Below are 16722 nucleotides of genomic sequence, written 5' to 3'. Positions count from 1 at the left end.
AGAGGAAAATATAGAGGAAAATATAGAGGAAAATATAGAGGAAAATATAGAGGAAAATATGAGCGAAATTTTAGACGATACACAAGATGAGTTTGCAAATTTAAATGAAAATGATATTATGTTGGCTTTAGGCGAAGAGCTTGCTCCAGCTATTGTAGAAAAGAAAGAAGAAAATAGATTAAGCACTCAAGAAAAAATAGAAAATTTACGAGAAGATGAAATGGTAAATGAGCTTAGTAAGAGTATAGCTCAAACCATTACTTCAAGTATTACTGATGATACTTTAAAGGCAGCTTTGAAAGGTATGAAGATGAATATAAACATCAATATAAGCTTTGATGAGGATAAACATTGAGCGGTCAAATTTTAATTATTTCAGGGCCAAGTGGAGCAGGTAAGAGTACCTTGCTTCAAAAACTTTTTAAAGAAAAAGATAATATTTATTTTTCTATTTCAAGCACAACAAGAGCTCCTAGGGAAAATGAAAAAAACGGAGTAGATTATTTTTTTATCAGTGAAGAAGAATTTAAACAAGGTATAGAAAAAGGTGATTTTTTAGAATGGGCTTTAGTGCATAAAAATTACTATGGTACATCGTTAATTCCTGTAAAAAAAGCATTGCAAGAGGGTAAAAGTGTCATTTTTGATATAGATGTGCAAGGCTTTTGCATAGCTAAAGAAAAAATGCCTAATTATATTACTTCTGTATTTATCACAACTAAAGATAAAAAAGAACTTGAAAAAAGATTGCTTAAGCGAAATACTGATAAAATAGAAGATATTAGCAAAAGATTAGAAAATGCTAGTGATGAAATGGCTTATTTGGATCGATATGATTTTTTAATCATAAATGATGATCTAGAAAAAAGTTATAGGGAGTTAGAAGCAGTTTTTGAAGCTTCAAAATTAAAAAGTGCAAAACATGATTTAAAACAAATTCAAATTCAATGGAATAAAGGAGAATAAAATGCATATGCCAAGTGGAACCCAATGGTTAATTATATTACTTATTGTAGTATTACTTTTTGGTGCTAAAAAAATTCCAGAGCTTGCTAAAGGTTTAGGAAAAGGTATTAAAACTTTTAAAGATGAAATGAATACTGATGATGATAAAAAAATCGTTCAAGAAGATGCACAAAAAATTGAAAAAATCAACGAAAAAGATGTGCTAGTAAAAGAAAATAATGAAGAAACAAAAAAAGCTTAAGGCGATATGTTGAAAACTTTAGTTTATAAAGAAATTAAAGAGAAACTAGGAAGAGATTTTATCTTAGAAAATCCTAAGAATAAAAATCTAGCCCATTTTGCTACACCTTTGGCTTTTTCTTTAGCTAAAGAATTAAGGCAAAACCCTATAATAATTGCTAATGATATTGTTGCTAAGTTAAAAGATTGTGATTGTTTTGAAAGTGTAGAGGCTTTAAATGGTTATGTAAATTTTAAGCTTTCAAAGGCTTTTTTAAATTCTTTGACTACGCAAGCTTTGAGTGATAGTGAAAATTTTGCAAAAGATGAAAAAAAAGAGCAGAGTTTTTTGCTTGAATATGTTAGTGCAAATCCAACAGGACCTTTACACATAGGGCATGCTAGAGGGGCTATTTTTGGTGATACTTTAACTAGGGTTGCTAGACATTTAGGATATAAATTTGATACAGAATATTATGTTAATGATGCGGGTAATCAAATTTATCTTTTGGGTCTTTCTATATTGCTTGCAGTAAAAGAGCATTGTTTAAAAGAGCAAGTTCGATATCCTGATGAGTATTATAAAGGTGAATATATCGTAGATGTGGCAAAAGAGGCTTTTGCTGAATTTGAAAAAGATTTTTTTATAGAAGGAAATATTTCACAATTAGCGCTTTGGGCTAAGGATAAAATGCTAAAAATTATTAAGCAAAATTTAGCCGATGCTAAGATATTTATTGATACTTATGTGAGTGAAACAAGCTATTATAGTGAATTAGAAAATACTTTAAAAGCCTTAAAAGAGCATGGTGGTACTTATGAGCAAGATGGTAAAATATGGCTTGCATCAAGTGCTAAAGGTGATGAAAAAGATCGTGTGATTATTAAAGATGATGGAAAAGGAACTTATCTAGCTGCTGATATAGTTTATCATAAAGATAAAATGAGTCGTGGTTATGATAAGTGTATCAATATATGGGGGGCTGATCATCACGGCTATATAGCTAGAATGAAAGCTGCTATGGAATTTTTAGGTCATGATAGTCAAAATCTTGAAATTATCTTAGCACAAATGGTTTCACTCTTAAAAAATGGCGAGCCTTATAAGATGAGTAAAAGAGCAGGAAATTTCATTTTAATGGGCGATGTTTTAGAAGAACTTGGTAGTGATGTGCTAAGATATATTTTTATCAGTAAAAAATGTGATACGCATTTGGAATTTGATGTAGATGAGTTTAAAAAAGAAGATAGCTCTAATCCTGTGTATTATATTAATTATGCTCATGCGAGAATTCATCAAGTATTTGCCAAAGCAGGTAAGAGTGTAAATGATGTTATATATGCTAAATTTGAGAGTTTAAATGAAGATGGTATGAATCTTTTGTTTGAAAGCTTAAATTTAAAAGCAGTACTTAATGATGCATTCGAATCAAGAGCCTTGCAAAAAATTCCTGATTATTTAAAAAATTTAGCCTCTTTATTTCATAAATTTTATAATGAAAATAAAGTTGTTGGCTCAAGCAATGAAGATGAGCTTTTAAAACTTTTTGCCATATGTGCCTTGAGTATTAAAACAGCTTTTGCACTCATGGGAATAGAGGCAAAGAATAAAATGAATCACGATTAATTTTGATCGTGATTTTTGCTTTTTTTAATACTTCTTGTCATCATAAAGCTTTGCTCAAAAAATAAAAGCAAGGTTATGCTTACTCCTACTGCTAGAGCTAATGTTACCGAAAGTGTTGTAAAGAAATAATCAAAAAAATGAATCAAAAAATTAGTTTTTTCGCCAATATCCTCTGAGCGTATAAAAGAAATCAAATACAATATAGCTTTGTATGCGTAAATTCCGGGTATCATAGGGATAAGAGCAGGAAAAGCTATAATTTCAGCAGGTGTTTTAAAAATCTTAGCCAAAAACAAACCAAGACAACCTATGCTAAAAGAAGCTATAAAGGTCGCAATAGCTAAAGTTTGAAAGCCAAAATACCCCATTAGAGTAAAACGCATACCATGCGCTATGGCGGCTAATATGGCTGAGAGTATGAGTGTTTTAAAGGGCGGATTACACACATAAGCAAAACCAAATCCTGTTAAAGCTGCAAAAAACATATCCCAAAGTATAGAAGAATAATCAATCATCTTAAAATTCCAAAGTCACTAATGCTAAGAGTGGTATAAATTCCAATAGCAATACAGCATACCAATATCGCCACACTAATAATACGACTAAAACCCATAAGTATGTGATCTTTTAAAATATCTATAATTGAGTTTATAAAATAAACTCCAGGTATTAAATACAAGATACTAGAACCCAAAGCAATATTTGCTTCTTGTATAAGCTTTAAATCCACTCCAAAAAACACAATAAAAGAAGATAAAAAAGAGCAAAAAATATATTGAATTCTTAAATCAATTTTTATTCTAGTGAGTAAAACTCTCAAACTAAAACCCACCAAAGTAGCTAAAAATACAAATAAACATCCATAAAAATCTCCCCCAAATAGCTTACAAAAGGCCGAATTTGCTGCTGAAACTAAAAATAAATTAGCTAAAAAAGGATTTCTTTTGGTTTGTTTGAGTTTTAAAAGAGAAATTTTGGCTTCTTCTAGGTTGTATTTATGATCATGAATTTGCCAACTTAATGCACTAAGTTCTAAAATAAGTTTAAAATTAATATGATTGTGTTTGTTAGGTATGATGTAGGTTCTTTGTATAGAATTGTCATCTTTATCAAAAATATTTAGCGTAGTATGATGAAAGAAAAAATTCATATTAATTTCATAACCATACGCATTAGCTATCCTTCCAACGCATTTTGCTACTCTTGCTGTGTAAGTTCCTGCACTTAGAAAAACGCTAATATATTCGATTAAAAAATTAGTTAAATTTTGAATTGATGGTTTTTGCATAAATATTCTTTAAAATAGTTTTTAAAGATTTTATCAAAATTAAAATATAAAATCTTATAAATTTAAAATATTTTTGTAAAAATATTAAAAATATATGCACTAGGTAATTTAAGGAAGTTAAAAAAATTAAGTGCGATTTTTCTTTTTTTGTATATAAATATAGATAGCTAAAAGCATACTTATAAAAATAATACAAGCAATAATAACAAAATGTAGATATTCTTTAAGTAAGTCTTCATTTTTACCTAAAATATAACCTAATATAAGTAAAATTAAACACCAAATTCCAGCTCCTAAACTAGTATAAAATATAAATTTTTTCAAATTCATTCTTGCAAGTCCAGCAGGTAAAGAAATGTATTGACGCAATCCAGGGATTAATCTACCGCTAAATGTTGATATTTCACCATGTTTATTGAAAAAGGCTTCAAACTGAGCAAATTTTGTTTCATTAACTCCAAAATATTTACATATTTTTAAAATAACATTACGCCCTAAAAAATAACATAAGTAATAATTTAATAAAGCACCCAAAAGAGCTCCAAAAGTCCCACAAAGTAGACATAGCCAAAAGTTAAGTTCGTTTTGATGAGCTAAATATCCAGCAGGTATCATCACTACTTCACTAGGAAAAGGAAAAAAGGAGCTTTCTATAAACATAAGAAAGATAATCCCCCAGTAACCCCAATCTTTTGTAAGAGTAAGTAAAAAATCTATAATATCACCAAGCATAAATACCCTTTAATTTTTTAAACTAATGATATAAATTTAGTTTTAATGTTTTAAAAATATAGCATGGCTTTTGCACAAATGACTATTAAAATACATAAAATCAAAGCAATCAAGTGAGATTTTAAAGGATCTTTTCTTTTTAAAATTCTTATAAAAAACAAAGAATAACAAGTTAAAGCTAACATTGTTATTAGTAGCAAAAGCTTGATAAATAAAAATACTCCAAAATTGCTTGCAAAAAAATCCCAAAAAGAATTAAATTCATAAAAACTTAAAAGATAAAAACCACTCAATAAAAGTAAGATAAAAATACTAGCAAAAATAAAAATACTTGATTTGGCATAGGCTTTTTTAATTTTATCGCAATCTTCTTTGCTTTCGTGTTTATAAGCAAAGCAATAAACACAAACATCAAAAAATACATAGGCTATAAAAAATATAGCACAGATAAGATGAATACAAATAAAAATAAAATGCATAACTAATCTCCTTAAAAAATCATAGCACAATTTTAAGGAGATGTAAAATTAAAGTTTTTCTAAAATTTGGATAGTTTTGATTTTATCTCCTGCTCTAATGCTATCTAGTACTTCTAAACTTTCTTTGTCTTCAGGATTGATTTGTCCAAAGATAGTATGCACTCCATCTAAATGAGGTTGTGGGCTGTGACAAATAAAAAATTGTGAACCACCTGTATCTCTACCAGCATGAGCCATAGATAAGCTACCTCTTAAGTGCTTGTGTTTTTGATCGTCACATTCACATTCTATCTCATAACCAGGGCCACCTGAACCTATACCATAAGGACAACCACCTTGTATTACAAAATTTGGAATCACGCGGTGAAAAACAAGCTCATCATAAAAACCTTCATTGGCTAAGTTGGCAAAATTACACACAGTTTGTGGTGCTTCATCGGGAAATAATTCTAATTTCATATCACCTTTTTCGGTGCTAATGATAGCAAAATTGTATTTTTTTGCATCTTTTATGTCGATTTTTTTAAGCATTTTTTGCTCCTATTCTATGTTGGTATAAACTGCTTGTACATCATCATCATCTTCTAATTTATCAAGCAATTTTTCAATATCAAGAAGTTGCTCTTCGCTAAAGCTTACGGGGTTATTAGCAAGATATTCAAGTCCTGCTTTTTTAAGCACTAAGTCTTTTTTTTCTATGGCGTTACTAAGTTCACCAAAAGCAGTGTAATCACCTATAATTAGTAATTCTTCTTCATTTTGTTCAAGTTCTTCAAGTCCCGCATCAATGAGTTCAAGTTCAAGTTCTTCTAGATCTCCATCATATTTTTCAAGATGAAAAACAGCTTTATGTGAAAACATAAAAGTCAAAGAGCCATTTTGTAAAATTTCTCCACCATTTTTGCTAAAAATTGCTTTTACATTAGCCACTGTGCGTGTAGGATTATCACTCATACACTCAACAATGATTAAAGCCCCATGTGCTGCTTTTCCCTCATAGTGGATATTTTTAATATCAGCACTATCTTTTCCACTTGCTCTTTTAATAGCTGCATCGATATTGTCTTTTGGCATATTATTAGCTTTTGCAGTAGCTATGGCACTACGAAGCTTTGGGTTCATATCAGGATCAGCTCCGCCTTCTTTTGCTGCTACTTGTATAGCCTTTGCAAGTTTTGGAAAAAGTTTGCTCATTTTATCCCATCTTGCTTCTTTAGAGGCTCTGCGATATTCAAACGCTCTTCCCATAAATTCTCTCTTTCTTATATTGTTTTAAAGTTAAAAGTATAAACTAAGAAGTCTAAATTTGATTTTAAAGGAGTAAAAGAGTGATCAGAAAAGCTAGAAAAGATGATGTTAAAAAATGCATACAATTGCTTGCTTTAGCAATGGATCATTTTATATACAAACTTAGTGGTTATAATGATCATCAAAAAGCCATAGAGGTTTTAGAAAATTTCTTCACTCAAGAAAATAATCGTTTAAGCTATGAAAATATATATGTTTATGAAGAAGATAGGGAAATTTTAGGTGCGATTTGTTTTTATGATGGGGCTTTGGCGGATGAGCTAGATAAGCCTTTAAATGAGCATTTAGAATTTTTAGGAATCAATGAAAAAGTTTTAAAAGAATGTGAAAATGAGTTTTACTTAGATAGTATTTGTGTGGATGAAAAAGCAAGAGGAAAAGGTATTGCTAAGAAATTGATTGAATGTGCTTTCAATGAAGCTTTAAAAAATGGTAAAAAGCTTTCATTAATCGTAGAAGATGAAAATATAAATGCAAAAATGCTTTATGAAAAAATGGGTTTTAAATTGATAAAAAATAAAATTTTTCACACTCATAAATATGAATACAGAGAAAAAGGAGAATAAATGATTATAAAAACTAAAAATATTAATTGTCAAAGTTGTGTAAATTTAATTAAAGTTTCATTGGAAGATGAATTTGGTGCTATGCAAATAAGTGTTGAAAATAAAAGTATAGAGATTGATTTAAAAGCAGAGCAAGTTGAAGAGTTTAAAAAACAATTGCAAGATTTAGGTTTTGAGACAGATGAAGCATGAGTTAAAGTTAAAAATAGGCAATATGACTTGTGTTAATTGCTCTAATGCTATAGAAAAAGTTTGTGCAAAAATTGATGGGGTAGAAGATGTAAGTGTTTCTTATGTCAATTCTAGTGGAGTGTTTTTGCTTAAAGATTTATCTTTAGAAGCAAAGATCAAAGAAAAAATCAAAGCTTTGGGTTTTGAGATATTGCACGAAGAACAAAATTTATACGAATTTAAACTCAAAGAGCTTAAAAATATGAAAACAAAGCTTATTATGAGTATAATTTTAAGCTCTATTGTGATGTATTTTGAAATGTTTGTTCAAGGAAATGTTTCTGCTTTAATTCAAATGTTTTTATCTATGGTAGCGATTTTTTATTGTGGAAAAGGTTTTTTTATCCACGCTCTTAAAGGATTAAAACATAAAAATTTAGATATGAATACCTTGATATCCTTAGGTGCTTTTACTTCTTTTATATATTCTTTTTTTGTGTATTTTGAGGTATTTAGTAAAGATGGTTATTTGTATTTTAGTGGCGGAGCGATGATTGTAAGCTTTGTTTTATTAGGTAAATACTTAGAAGAAAAGGCTAAATTTAAATCCTTAGAATATCAAAACAAACTAAAAAATATAGATATTAAAAAAGCTAATATAATCTTAGAAGATGCAAGTATAAAAAGCATACCTAGTGCTTTTGTAAAAGAAAATGATGTGATTTTAGTAAAAGAGGGTGAAAGCGTTGTTGTTGATGGGGTGATTATAGCAGGCGAGGCTGAGGTTGATGTGAGTTTTTTAACAGGAGAATTTTTACCACTTTTGAAAAAGCAAAATGATGAAATTCTAGCAGGAAGTGTGTTGATTAATGGAAGCTTAAAGATTAAAGCTAGTAAAAAGGCGATTGAAAGCTCATTAGAACAAATTAAAGATCTTGTTTTTAAAGCAGGCAATATCAAAACACCTTTAGCAAATTTAGCTAATAAAATTTCAGCTTATTTCGTAGCTTGTATTATTGTTTTATCACTTTTTGTGTTTGTTTTTTGGTATTTTAAAGAAGGAGTCAACGCAGCATTTTTACATGCTTGTGCCACCCTTTTAATCTCTTGTCCTTGCGCTTTGGGCTTAGCAACCCCTATAGCCATAGTTAGTGCTTTAGCAAATGGTGCAAGAAATTTTATCTTAGTAAAAAATCCAGCGGTATTAGAGAATTTAGCTAGTATAAAACTTGCTATTTTTGATAAAACAGGCACTTTAAGTCAAGATGATTTAAGTGTTTATAAGCATGATCTAACTCAAGAAAATTTTCAAAAACTCACGCAAATTGAAAATTTAAGCTCACATCCAATCGCAAAGGCTTTTACTAAAGAATTGAATGTAAATTTAAATTTACAAGGAAAATTAAGTGTTTTAGTGGGTAGTGGTTTGCTTTATGAGGAAAATAATGATAAATATTTAATAGGCAATGAAAAATTAATGCTTGAAAATAGTGTTGATATACAAAAAAGCAAGCAATTTTTGCAAGAATTTGAAGATCAAGCACCTATATGTTTGTATTTTGCAAAAAATAATATTTGTCTTGGCGGGGTTTGTTTAAAAAATGAACTTAAAAACGAAGCTAAAAATTTGATAGCAAATTTAAAACAAAAAGGTATAAAAAGTATTATTTTAAGTGGTGATAATAAAAAAAGTGTTACTAAAATAGCAAATGAGCTTAATATTGATGAATATTATTCTGATTTAAAACCTGAGCAAAAACTTGATTTCATAAAAGAAAAAATCAAAAAAGAAAAAGTTCTTTTTATAGGAGATGGTATCAATGATGCTCCTGCTTTAAATTTAGCTAGCGCAAGCATAAGTTTTTCTAAAGCAAGTGAGCTTGCTAAAAAAAGCGGAGATTTGATTTTGATAAAAGATGATTTATCTTTAATAGCTTATTGTTTTGAGCTTTCTCAAAGAACTAAAAATATCATCAAACTTAATCTTTTTTGGGCTTTTGTCTACAATGCTTTATGTATTCCCATTGCGGCAGGTCTTGTGCCATTTATAAGTCTTAGTCCGCATTTGGCAGCTTTAGCAATGTGTTTTAGTTCGGTAACGGTTGTAGTCAATTCTTTAAGATTGCGTTAGATATTTCAGTTTTATTTAATATTTGTTGTATTATATTAATATAATTTTAACAAAAAGGAGTATTTAATGAATTGCAATTGTAGTTTTTCTATGATGAGTGTAATAAGATATTCTAAAATGATTATCTTGCTTACCGTTGCCTCTTTGGCTGCTATTGTTGTTTTTGGTAATATAACTGATTATAATTCAAATTTTCAGTTTGTAAAACATGTTATGAGTATGGATACTAAGCCTGATTATTTAGGTAATGCTATTGTTTATAGGGCTATTACAAATTCTACGATCCATCATATTGCCTATATCTTTATTATTTGTTTTGAAGCTTTTATTATGCTGACTGCTTTAAAAGGTGCTTTAGATATGTTTAAAGCAAGAAATTTAGATGCAAAAACTTTCCATGAAGCTAAAAAATTTGGAATCATTGCTTTAACTTGTTGTTGTTTGTTATGGTTTTTTGGTTTTCAAGTGGTGGCTGCAGAGTGGTTTGGCATGTGGATGAGTAAAACTTGGAATGGTTTGCCTGATGCTACTAGATTAGTAACCTATATGCTTTTAGCATTAGTTTATATTAGTATTAAAAACGATGATTAAATCACAAACTCTCTGTTGAGGGTTTGTGGAAAATATAAAATGTTTTTATAATAATTGAGCTTGTAAATATTTATTTCTTCTTTTTTTGTAATTATTCCATAATTTAAAAAACAAAAAAATTAAAGCTAGACTCAGTGCTAAAAAATGTGGAATTTGCGGTATTTTTGCAGATAAAAAATAATGCCAAGATACTAGTAAAAAGCAAAAATAGCCAAATTTTCTTATCTTGCTTAATTTTTTAAAAAGCTTAAATGAGCTTATAAACATAAGTGTGAGTATGAAAAAGCTTATAAAACCACTAAATTCTAAATTTTTACTAAAAGTATCTTTGAAAAAAAGCATTAAATCTAAATTTTTACTAAAAGCAAAGTAATTAAAAAAGTGAATCAAAGCCCAAAAAAATGCATAAAAACCTAAAAATTTAGGGTAATCTTTTGTGTGTTTATACTTTAAAAGTGAAAAAAATAGGCTTAATCCAAAAAAGATTAAGCCAAATACACCACTATAAAAATATACAGATTTTACAATATCAATTTCTTGCATGATTTGATAAACACTAAAAACAATACTTAAAACAAAAGCTAAAAATCCACTGATATTATAAACTTTTTTGCTCATTAAAAATTAACCTTTAAATCCATATCTTTATACAAATGTGCTACTTCTTTTTCATAGCCATTAAACATCTGTGTAGGCTTAGTGAAAAAATCTCCCAAAGGACGCTCGTTTGCTTGAGACCATCTTGGGTGAGAGACATTTGGATTAACATTAGCATAAAATCCATATTCTCTAGGGTTTGCTAACTCCCATGTGGTTTTAGGTTGTTCTTTGGTAAATTCTATTTTTACAATAGATTTTATACTTTTAAAGCCATACTTCCATGGAACTACAAGGCGAATCGGTGCTCCATTTTGTCCTAATAAAGGCTTTTTATACATGCCCACAGCCATAAGTGTTAGTGGGTGCATAGCCTCATCTAATCTTAAGCCTTCTACATAAGGATAATCAAGAGTTGGAAAAAATGAGGCTTGATCGGCAAATTGATTTTTATCAAAAAGAGTGGTAAATTTTATAAATTTAGCTTCACTTTTAACTTTACATTTTTCTATTAAAGCACGCAATTCAAAACCAATCCAAGGCACCACCATGGACCAAGTTTCAACGCAGCGAAATCTATAAATTCTCTCTTCTAATGGAAAAGCCAATAAATCTTGCATAGTTAAAGTCAAAGGTTCTTCAACTTCCCCGCTAACTTCTATTTTCCAACCATTTGTGTTGAAATTTTTTGCAAGCTCAACAGCTCTTTTTTTATCAGTAGAAAATTCATAAAAATTAACATAATTAGTTGCAATTTTTTCTTCACTTAAATTTAATTTTTCATTGTTAGGATCAGGAAAGAAATTTAATGCCATTAATTCAGATTGAACTAAAGCTGAACTAACTAAAGCTCCAGCACCTAGTTTTAAAAAATGGCGTCTTTTGTTATATAATTGTTCGTTTGTGATATTCATGAAGCATCCTTTATATATTTTGTGATATTAAAACATATAAAGGAAAATAGAAGGATAATTTTTATTATTTTATAAAAAATATTTTTAAAAAATTACCTCATTATTTTCAGATAGAGCAGGGTTGTTTTTTGGAAATGGAGAAGTATTAGTGTAGTACTCTCTTTGTTTTTCATAAATTCCTTGATAAACCCCTTTTGGGATGATAAATTTTCTAGCGCTATCAGGATAAAGTTCTAAGTATTTTGTTAAAAATTCTTTAAAAACCGGCGCAGCAGTTCTTGCCCCACCTTCTATTTGTTTCATAGGCTTATTATCATCATTTCCATACCAAATGATAGCTTCTATTTCAGGAGTTAAGCCACAAAACCACGCATCAATGCTTTTATTTGAAGTGCCTGTTTTTCCAGCTATTTCAATCCCTTCTACTCTAGCATTACGCCCAGTGCCTTTTTTTACAACATTTTGCATCATATCATTGACTAAAAAGGCTTGTTCAGGTTCGCTGATTTTTCTTTCTTCGGAATCAAATTCTACTACTATTTTACCATTTTTATCGATTACTCTTTTAATGAGTAATAAGTCTTTTTGCACACCATAGTTTCCAAATACCGTGTAAAGTTTAGCATAATCATAAATGGAAATTCCAAAGCTACCCAAAACTATAGATAAATCAACTGGTATGTTTTCAAAGCCCATAAATTGAAGCTTATCGTGGATTACATCAAGTCCTAGGGCAAGAGCTAAATTTATGGTAGCTAGGTTTCTTGAGCCAGTTAGCGCTTCTTTTAAACTTATGAGTCCTAGAAATTTTCCACCATAATTTTTAGGTTTCCAATCTTTCTCATCTTTTTTAGTACTTTCAAAAATTCTTGAAATATCAGCAACCTTACTCATAGGAGAATAGCCCATGTCAATGGCAATTTGATATAAGAAAGGCTTAAAAGAACTCCCCGGTTGTCTTAAGCTTTGAGTGGCGCGGTTGAAATTACTTTTTGTGTAATTTACCCCGCCAACTAAGGCTAAAATGTCTCCATTTTGATGATTTGCTACTATCATAGCTCCATTGAGTGTGCTTAAATTTGCATCTTTATCTCTTTTAACTATTTCATCATAGCCAAATTTTAAGGCTTCTCTTGCAATATTTTGCACATCAAGATCAATGGCAAGCTCTATTTTATAGCCACCACTTTTTAAGTCTTTAATCCCACTTAGTTGTTTTAAAACTTCTTGGGTTACATAAGGAGCTGCATTTTGTGTTAAGGTATCATCATATACTTTTGGAATTTCTTTTAAGGCATTTTCATACTCTTCTTTAGAAATCCAACCAAGATTATACATCCTTTGTACTACGCTATTTGCTCTAGCTAAAGAAAGATCTAAATGTCTAGTAGGATCATAAGTACTTGGAGCCTTTGGCATACCTACCAAAATAGCAATCTCTTTCAAACTAAGCTCATCTAAATTTTTTCTAAAATATCCAAGTGCAGCAGTTTTTACTCCATAATATCCATGTCCAAAGAAGATGAAATTTAAATATCTTTCTAAAATTTGCTCTTTAGTTAAAGTATTTTCTATCTTATATGCAAGCAAAGCTTCTTTTAGCTTTCTGCTCAAAGTACGCTCAGGAGTTAATTCTGTATTTTTTATGAATTGTTGAGTAAGAGTGGAAGCTCCTTCCATAGTTTTTCCACCGCTTCTTATGATTTTAATAGCTGCTCTAAAAATTGCATCTATATTAACCCCGCCATGTTCAAAAAAGCTAGTATCTTCAATGGCTACCAAAGCTTCTATAAGTCTTGGTGGAAGTTCTTCATAAGGAGCATAAAAGCGGTGTTGCTCGAAAACATTTGCAACTAATTTTCCATTTTTATCAAAAATTTGTGTTGTAAGAGGCGGTTTGTAATCTTTAAAGGTATATTGATTTAAATCAGAATCAGAAAATAAATATGCAATAAATATAAAAACTCCAACCGCACACATTATACAAAAAGAAAGAAATATTTTTAAAATTTTTATCATAAAAATGCTTTCAAAAGTTCTATATTAAGCCCTAGTGCTGTACTTTGATGGCCTATGATTTTTTTAATGTATTTTTTATGAAATCCCTCGCACATCACAGCACCGGCTTTACCTTGATAAAGTTTTGAATCAATGTATTCTTGCATATCTTTTAAATCAAATTTATCCAAAATCAAATCACACTTGCTAAGATTAAAAATCTTTTTATCTTCTAAAACTAAAATCATCGCGCTTAAAACGCTAATGCTTTTGCCACTTTGCAAATTGAGCATATTAAAAGCCTCATTGTCGCTTTTAGCTTTAGTAAGAATGATATTTTGAGTACAAACTATACTATCAGCAAATAAAACATTTTTAAAATCAGGATATTTTGCAAAAAACTGTCTTTCTTTTTCTAAAACAATTTTTTGCACATAAGAGCTTGGATTATCTTTTTTTATTAAACTCTCATCATAATCGATAATAATTTGCTCAAAAGCGATATTTGCTTCTTTTAATAAAGCAACGCGTGAAGGCGAACTTGAAGCTAAATAAAGCATTAAGCAAGACTTTCTTCTATAATTTTTCTAGCATGATCAAGTGCTTGTTCTATTTTACTTGTATCTTTACCGCCAGCTGTTGCAAAATCATCTCTACCGCCACCGTTTCCACCAAGCATTTGTGCAATTTCTTTTACCAAAACGCCAGCTTTTAATGAAGCGTCTTTAACACCTGCTGCTATGATAATCTTACCTTCTTTTTCTTGTAAAAGTAAAATCGCAGCTTTGTTAAATTTATTTTTAAACTCATCTATCATAGTTTTTATATCACCACTATCTATTTTTTGTACACAATATTGAATGCCATTTAATTCTTTAGAGTTTAATTCTGTTTTGTTTGAATTTTTTAATTCATTTTTTAAACTGGCTATTTCATTTTTTAATTTTGCTACATAGCCTAAAATATCTTGAGTTTTTAACTCTTCTTTGGCTTGATTAAGCTCTTTTAAATTTTCACTAACATAATCAAGCGCAGCTTTGCTTACCACCGCTTCTATCCTTCTAACCCCAGCACTAACACCACTTTCTTTGATGATGTAAAAACTTCCTATTTCAGAGCTATTTTTCACATGAGTACCACCGCAAAGCTCTTTGCTAGCTCCTAGGGTTAAAACTCTTACTTTTTCTTGATATTTTTCACTAAATAAAGCTATTGCACCACTTTTTTTAGCTTCATCTAAAGCTAAAATTTCAATTTTAGCTTCATTTGCTTGCATGATGTAAGTATTTACCAAAGCTTCTATTTGCTTTAATTCTTCTTTATTTAGGGCTTTTGGATGAGTAAAGTCAAATCTTAATTTATTGTGTTCTACTAAAGAGCCTGCTTGGCTAATGTGTGAGCCAAGAATTTCTCTTAAAGCATGGTGTAATAAATGTGTCGCACTATGATGTCTTGCGATTTGTTCTCTTTTTTTAGTATCTATGCAAGCTAGCACTTCATCGTTTGTTTTAAGATCTTGTTTTAATTTCACTTGACTAAGATTAATATCAAAGAATTTTTGTGTATCTAAAACCTCATTTTCATTGATAAAACCTATATCAGCACTTTGCCCTCCACTTGTTGCGTAAAATGGAGTTTTTTCAAGCATTAACCACGCTATATCTCCTGCCTTAGTTTCGGTTATGATTTTAAAATTTTCATCCAAAATAGCCATGATTTTAGTTTTTTCTTCATAATTTTCATAACCACTAAAAGTATTTTTGCCAAATTTTTCTAATAAAACTTTAAAGTCCCCGCTAACTGCTTTATCCCCACTTCCTTTCCAAGAAGCCTTAGCTCTATCTTTTTGTTCTTGCATAAGCTCATTAAATTTAGCCTCATCTATACTAAGATTTTTTTCTCTTAGCATATCTTGGGTTAAATCAAGCGGAAAACCATAAGTATCATAAAGTTTAAAAGCTACTTCACCACTAAAAATATCTTTAGTTTTTTTAAGTTCTTCGTTAAAAATTTCTATACCATTTTCAATAGTGCTTAAAAATCTTTCTTCTTCTAGTTTGATTTGTTCTTTAATAAATTCTTTTTTTTCATTTAAGTAAGTATAATGCCCACCCATTAACTCACAAACTACATCTACAAGCTCATACATAAAAGCTCTTTTAAAACCTAACAAATATCCATGTCTTAAGGCACGACGCATAATTCTTCTTAAAACATAGCCCCTGCCTTCTTTATCAAACCCAACTCCTTGAGCAAGTAAAAATACACTTGATCTTATATGATCAGCAATTACTCTATAACTAGCTCCGCTTTCATAAGTATAAGTTTTACCGCAAAGTTTTGCAATACTCTCAATAATAGGCATAAACAAAGAACTATCAAAATTACTAAATTTTCCTTCTTTTATAGCACTAACTCTTTCAAGCCCCATGCCTGTATCAATACTTGGTTTTGGTAATGGAGTAAGCGTTCCATCTGCACTTCTTTCATACTGCATAAAAACTAGGTTCCAAATTTCTAAGAACCTATCTCCATCTCCACCCATATAATCTTCACTAGAATTAAAATGCTCAGCGCCTTGATCATAAAAAATTTCACTACAAGGTCCACATGGTCCAGTATCGCCCATTTGCCAGAAATTATCTTTATCGCCAAATTTATAAATTCTTTCTTTTTCTATATGTTTTTGCCAAAGCTCATATGCTTCATCATCACTTTCATGAACGGTTACATATAATCTTTCTTTAGGTAATTTTAAAACCTCAGTTACAAATTCCCAAGCATAAGCAATAGCTTGTTCTTTAAAATAATCTCCAAAACTAAAATTCCCAAGCATTTCAAAGAAAGTATGATGTCTTGCCGTATAGCCTACATTGTCTAAGTCATTATGTTTTCCACCAGCTCTTATACAAGTTTGACAGCTTGTTTTACGCGGAGGATTAGGGCGTGGTACTTCTCCGGTAAATATGCTTTTAAAAGGTACCATACCTGCATTAGTAAAAAGTAAAGTTGCATCATCAGGCACCAAAGGGCTTGAAGGAGTGATTTCATGTCCTTTTGATTTAAAAAATTCTAAATATTCTTTTCTTATATCCATAGATTTTCCTAGCTAGTTTTTTACTTAAAATAATACCA

At 29.9% G+C, this 16722-nt stretch carries 18 protein-coding genes and 1 pseudogene; 8 read left to right on the top strand and 11 right to left on the bottom strand.

Annotation, left to right across the window (positions count from 1 at the left end):
- From L8T82_RS01780 to argS, 4 genes and pseudogenes are all read left to right on the top strand, one after another.
- Nucleotides 1-355, top strand: a pseudogene (locus tag L8T82_RS01780) (highly acidic protein); the annotation flags it as partial.
- Nucleotides 352-966, top strand: a complete 615-nt coding sequence (gmk, locus tag L8T82_RS01775; RefSeq protein WP_263725750.1) for a guanylate kinase — start codon at nt 352-354, stop codon at nt 964-966. The pseudogene L8T82_RS01780 and the gene gmk, both read left to right, overlap by 4 nt.
- 1 nt (nt 967) lies before the next feature.
- Nucleotides 968-1207 carry a twin-arginine translocase TatA/TatE family subunit gene (locus L8T82_RS01770; RefSeq protein WP_133318671.1) on the top strand — a complete coding sequence of 80 codons (240 nt, stop codon included), beginning with the start codon at nt 968-970 and terminating at the stop codon, nt 1205-1207.
- A 6-nt stretch (nt 1208-1213) separates the two neighbouring features.
- Nucleotides 1214-2812: an arginine--tRNA ligase gene (gene argS, locus L8T82_RS01765; protein WP_412175056.1), complete on the top strand. Its 1599-nt coding sequence runs from the start codon at nt 1214-1216 to the stop codon at nt 2810-2812.
- Here the strand turns inward: argS and L8T82_RS01760 are convergent.
- The 6 genes from L8T82_RS01760 to L8T82_RS01735 form a co-directional block, all read right to left on the bottom strand.
- Complete coding sequence (locus L8T82_RS01760) at nt 2809-3327, bottom strand: threonine/serine exporter family protein (protein WP_133318673.1); 519 nt, start codon at nt 3325-3327, stop codon at nt 2809-2811. The genes argS and L8T82_RS01760 overlap by 4 nt on opposite strands.
- A complete protein-coding gene (locus L8T82_RS01755) occupies nt 3324-4100 on the bottom strand; it encodes a threonine/serine ThrE exporter family protein (protein WP_220566900.1) in 777 nt (258 codons plus the stop codon). Before L8T82_RS01755 ends, L8T82_RS01760 begins: the two co-directional genes overlap by 4 nt.
- A gap of 126 nt (nt 4101-4226) precedes the next feature.
- Complete coding sequence (locus L8T82_RS01750) at nt 4227-4832, bottom strand: DedA family protein (protein ID WP_263725748.1); 606 nt, start codon at nt 4830-4832, stop codon at nt 4227-4229.
- A gap of 50 nt (nt 4833-4882) precedes the next feature.
- Nucleotides 4883-5311, bottom strand: coding sequence for a trehalose-6-phosphate synthase (locus L8T82_RS01745; RefSeq protein WP_263659020.1), 429 nt, complete (start codon nt 5309-5311; stop codon nt 4883-4885).
- 48 nt (nt 5312-5359) lie between these two features.
- On the bottom strand, nt 5360-5842 hold the full coding sequence (locus L8T82_RS01740; RefSeq protein ID WP_133318677.1) for a peptidylprolyl isomerase: 483 nt from the start codon (nt 5840-5842) through the stop codon (nt 5360-5362).
- Between the two features lie 9 nt (nt 5843-5851).
- Entirely contained in the window at nt 5852-6559 is a 708-nt protein-coding gene (locus tag L8T82_RS01735) for a YebC/PmpR family DNA-binding transcriptional regulator (protein ID WP_263659021.1), read from the bottom strand.
- Nucleotides 6560-6639: 80 nt separating this feature from the next.
- Between L8T82_RS01735 and L8T82_RS01730 the strand changes: the two genes are divergently transcribed.
- The 4 genes from L8T82_RS01730 (at nt 6640) to L8T82_RS01715 (ending at nt 10078) form a co-directional block, all read left to right on the top strand.
- Nucleotides 6640-7185, top strand: coding sequence for a GNAT family N-acetyltransferase (locus tag L8T82_RS01730; RefSeq protein WP_263725747.1), 546 nt, complete (start codon nt 6640-6642; stop codon nt 7183-7185).
- Nucleotides 7186-7377: a heavy metal transport/detoxification protein gene (locus L8T82_RS01725; RefSeq protein ID WP_263725746.1), complete on the top strand. Its 192-nt coding sequence runs from the start codon at nt 7186-7188 to the stop codon at nt 7375-7377. It abuts the gene before it with no gap.
- Nucleotides 7367-9487: a heavy metal translocating P-type ATPase gene (locus L8T82_RS01720; protein WP_263725745.1), complete on the top strand. Its 2121-nt coding sequence runs from the start codon at nt 7367-7369 to the stop codon at nt 9485-9487. Before L8T82_RS01725 ends, L8T82_RS01720 begins: the two co-directional genes overlap by 11 nt.
- 66 nt (nt 9488-9553) lie before the next feature.
- Nucleotides 9554-10078 carry a DUF2165 family protein gene (locus tag L8T82_RS01715; protein ID WP_263666126.1) on the top strand — a complete coding sequence of 175 codons (525 nt, stop codon included), beginning with the start codon at nt 9554-9556 and terminating at the stop codon, nt 10076-10078.
- Nucleotides 10079-10123: 45 nt separating this feature from the next.
- Here the strand turns inward: L8T82_RS01715 and L8T82_RS01710 are convergent, their stop codons facing one another.
- From L8T82_RS01710 to alaS, 5 genes are all read right to left on the bottom strand, one after another.
- Nucleotides 10124-10696 carry a sulfite oxidase heme-binding subunit YedZ gene (locus L8T82_RS01710; protein ID WP_263725744.1) on the bottom strand — a complete coding sequence of 191 codons (573 nt, stop codon included), beginning with the start codon at nt 10694-10696 and terminating at the stop codon, nt 10124-10126.
- Nucleotides 10696-11589 carry a protein-methionine-sulfoxide reductase catalytic subunit MsrP gene (msrP, locus tag L8T82_RS01705; RefSeq protein WP_263725743.1) on the bottom strand — a complete coding sequence of 298 codons (894 nt, stop codon included), beginning with the start codon at nt 11587-11589 and terminating at the stop codon, nt 10696-10698. Before msrP ends, L8T82_RS01710 begins: the two co-directional genes overlap by 1 nt.
- Nucleotides 11590-11673: 84 nt before the next feature.
- Complete coding sequence (locus tag L8T82_RS01700; RefSeq protein ID WP_263725757.1) at nt 11674-13605, bottom strand: PBP1A family penicillin-binding protein; 1932 nt, start codon at nt 13603-13605, stop codon at nt 11674-11676.
- The gene (gene maf, locus L8T82_RS01695; protein ID WP_263725742.1) at nt 13605-14147 is read right to left on the bottom strand and encodes a septum formation inhibitor Maf; all 543 of its coding nucleotides are present in this window, start codon (nt 14145-14147) and stop codon (nt 13605-13607) included. The genes L8T82_RS01700 and maf overlap by 1 nt, the downstream gene beginning before the upstream one ends.
- Nucleotides 14147-16684, bottom strand: coding sequence for an alanine--tRNA ligase (alaS, locus tag L8T82_RS01690; protein WP_263725741.1), 2538 nt, complete (start codon nt 16682-16684; stop codon nt 14147-14149). The genes maf and alaS overlap by 1 nt, the downstream gene beginning before the upstream one ends.
- Nucleotides 16685-16722: the final 38 nt, after the last annotated feature.

The sequence above is a fragment of the Campylobacter sp. IFREMER_LSEM_CL292 genome (assembly GCF_025771615.1).
Lineage (GTDB): Bacteria > Campylobacterota > Campylobacteria > Campylobacterales > Campylobacteraceae > Campylobacter_D > Campylobacter_D lari_D.
The sequence above is the reverse complement of the archived record's forward strand: the minus strand, read 5'-3'. Positions and strand labels throughout refer to the sequence as shown.